The sequence below is a fragment of the Mesorhizobium sp. M7A.F.Ca.CA.001.10.2.1 genome, from assembly GCF_003998575.1.
GTDB lineage: Bacteria > Pseudomonadota > Alphaproteobacteria > Rhizobiales > Rhizobiaceae > Mesorhizobium.
This window is the reverse complement of sequence record NZ_RZQY01000717.1, coordinates 1-2,932: the sequence shown is the minus strand read 5'-3', so window position 1 is coordinate 2,932 and position 2,932 is coordinate 1. Positions and strand designations below refer to the sequence as shown.

The 2,932-nt window shown below is 63.5% G+C and carries 3 protein-coding genes and 1 pseudogene; all 4 read right to left on the bottom strand.

Annotated elements, in window-relative coordinates; genetic code table 11:
- Positions 1-1,073 (bottom strand): ABC transporter substrate-binding protein (locus tag EN964_RS30540; protein ID WP_127277141.1); only part of this gene is annotated, 1,073 nt, incomplete at its 3' end.
- A 42-nt stretch (positions 1,074-1,115) separates the two neighbouring features.
- Positions 1,116-1,841 (bottom strand): ABC transporter ATP-binding protein, encoded by a 726-nt coding sequence (locus EN964_RS30535; protein ID WP_127269567.1) that lies wholly within the window; start codon positions 1,839-1,841, stop codon positions 1,116-1,118.
- A 158-nt stretch (positions 1,842-1,999) separates the two neighbouring features.
- Complete coding sequence (locus EN964_RS30530) at positions 2,000-2,584, bottom strand: helix-turn-helix domain-containing protein (protein ID WP_127269568.1); 585 nt, start codon at positions 2,582-2,584, stop codon at positions 2,000-2,002.
- A 71-nt stretch (positions 2,585-2,655) separates the two neighbouring features.
- Positions 2,656-2,932, bottom strand: a pseudogene (locus EN964_RS37915) (hypothetical protein); the annotation flags it as partial.

The following is a 2,932-nucleotide window of genomic DNA, read 5'->3' as shown; positions in this document are numbered from 1 at the left end:
GCCTTGACCGGATAACCCTTCTCCTCGGCGAAGGATATGACCGGCGCCGTGGTGCCGGGATAGCCGCCCGGCGCGCGGATCGCCTCGCGCAAGGCGGCGGGCTCGACCGTGCCGGACTTCTTCGCCGCCTCGTAGCTGATCTGCACCATGTCGGCGCCAAGCGCGTCGAAGATGCCGTTGATCTTGTAGCCGTCGGCCTTGCACTGGGCCAGGAACTTGTCGATCGGGCTGTCGACGCCGGTCGCGCCATGGGTGGCGAACATCACCTTCTCCAGCGATGCCGGATCACCCACGGTGCCTTCCAGCGACTTGTCGTCGAAGGCATCGCAGCCGGCCACCCAACCGTCATAGCCATTGGCGCGCAGCTGGCGGATGAAAATGCCGACATCGGGCAGCACGCCGCAGATGTGGATGGCGTCCGGCTTCTGCGGCAACGCCTTGATGCTAGCGATCTGCGGCGACCAGTCTGATGTGCCCCAGGAATAGTTGAGCTTGGAGACGACCTTGCCGCCGAGATGCTCGAACACCTCGCCGAACCATTCCGGCAGCTTTTCGGAATAAGAGCCTGCATCGGGCGAGACCATCAGCGCCACGGTACGCGCGCCCTTGCCGTAGAGCGCATTGGCGGTCGCTGCCGCATTGATCGGATCCGGCACCGCGCCGGCAATGAAATTGTCGAGGCCGGCCTGCTGCATCTCAAGCTGCGTGTTCGGCGCCGAGAATACAGTGGCACCATAGGGCGCGGCGATCTGCGCTGTCGGGATCAGCGCATCCGGGAACGGCACGCCGGTGATGACCTGGGCGCCGGCATCGAGGAATTTCTGGCCGAGCGACACCGAAAGCTGCGGATCGGAGCGGTTGTCCTCGATCATCAGCTCGACCTTGGGATCGCCGGCGCCTGCGGCCTTGTTCAATTTGTCGGCCATGCAGCGCGCCCCTTCGGCCTCGCTGTAGGGTGCGTAGGTGCCGGTCATTGCCACCGCGAGCCCGATCTTCAGATCGGCGGCACCGGCATGCGTCACCTGCAAAAGCCCCGCCGCCACGACCGCGGCCCCCAAAATCATCTTCTCCATTTGACCCCTCCTTCTCCCTTGTTGTTGGCGCTTAGGGCGCCGTCACGATGTCTCGGACTGCCCGACATAAACCTCGATGACGCGCGGATCGCGCCACACCGCTTCGGTTTGCCCGGACGCGATCACCTGGCCCTGATCCATGACGCAGAGCCGGTCGCAAAGCCGGTTGATGAATCGCAAATCGTGATCGATGACGATGGTCGCGCAGCCGACATCCCTGCGAATGCCCTCGATCGCTACCGCCAATGTCTCGGACTCGCCTTCGTTGAGGCCGGCCGCCGGCTCGTCGAGCAGCAGCAACGATGGGCCCAACGCCAGCGCGCGGGCGATTTCGAGCCGACGCTGGCTGCCATAGGACAGCGTGCCGGCCGGAACGTCGGCGAAGCCATCCAGCTGATATTGCGCAAGCAGTTGATCGACGCCGATGCGTGCCGCCGCTTCCGGCCGAACCGCCTGGCAGGTGATATGGGCGACCTCGACATTCTGCCGGACGGTCAAATCCTTGAACAGCCGGATGGTCTGGAACGTACGCGCGACGCCGGCCCGCGCGCAATGCTCAGGACCGTGGCCGGTGATCTCCTTGCCCGCCAGCCTCACACTGCCGGTGTCCGGCTTGAGCACGCCGGAGATGGCGTTGACCAGAGTGGATTTGCCGGCGCCATTGGGGCCGATCAGGCCGAGGATTTCGCCGGCCTCGCAGGCCAGCGAGGCACTGCGCAACGCCTGCACGCCGCCAAAGGTCTTGCTGACTGCCTCAACCGACAGCATCGGTTCCATCTCCCATCCGGCCGATGGCTATTTCTCCTGTCGGCCGGTGAACAGGATGCTAGACCCCGGACTTTTCCATAACAAGTATTTTTTTCCATTTTAGAAAATATTCTTGAGAGGCCCCAAACTTTCGGGCCCGGATTCCAGTCAGGCCGGGATCAGACCCCGGCGCCGGCCGGCAGCCCGTCGCGCGGCACTGTGTTCGACATCAGCATGATCACCTGCTCTTCGCCCAGCGCGATATAGGCGTGCTGCATTTCGCCATCGAACAGGATGCTGTCGCCCGGCTGCAGCACGGTTGGATCATAATGGATCGTGTGCAGTTCCAGGCTGCCGCTCAGCACGTGGATGAACTCCTCGCCCGAATGGCTGCGCCAGCCACCGTTCTCCTCAAAACTCTTCGCGCGCAGCGTGACACGCCAGAAAATGTTGGTCTTGTCGCGAAAATCGCTGCACAGGACCTCGAATTCCATTGCGTTGCCCTGGTGCAGGATGCCGCTGCCGGCGCGCGTGATCGAGCGCCGCGCCTGCATGCCCGGCTTCGGGCTGAACAGGAAGGAGGCCACCGGCACATGCAGCACGCCGGCGATCATCAGTGCGACGTCGACCGTCAGCCGGGCTTTGCCGTTCTCCAGTTTCGACAATTGCGAAACCGAAAGGCCGGAGCGTTCGCTGAGATCGCGCAGCGTGATGTTCCGCTCCTTGCGCGCATCGCGGATCTTGCTACCCACATTGCCCTGCATCACCCGCGCCCTTGGCTGTCGTGTTTCCAATTCGACAAGCTCTAGCGGCGCGCCTCGGGGGCGTCCAGCCTTTAGACGGCTACGGCTGGTTTCGGCCATAACGACATCGCAACGGTGGCAAATACGGTTTCTAGCGTGCGGCTGACGAGCTCGAATGTTTCCGGATCGGAAAGCAGGTCGTTGCGGACTTCGAGATAAAGGCAAGGCCTGCCCTGCTCCAACCCGTGCCGGTTCAGCGTGTAGCCAACTGCCTGACGCCAGTCATACGGCTCGTTGTCGCCGATCCTCAACCCGGCCTCGGCGCCCCGCGCGCCAAGCGTTTTCAACACCGAGGTGACGAAGGGGGAC

Bases quoted from the DNA above. Each gene is read 5' to 3' on its own strand.
- EN964_RS30535 (WP_127269567.1), bottom strand. From the start codon at position 1,841: ATGCTGTCGGTTGAGGCAGTCAGCAAGACCTTTGGCGGCGTGCAGGCG.
- EN964_RS30530 (WP_127269568.1), bottom strand. From the start codon at position 2,584: ATGCAGGGCAATGTGGGTAGCAAGATCCGCGATGCGCGCAAGGAGCGG.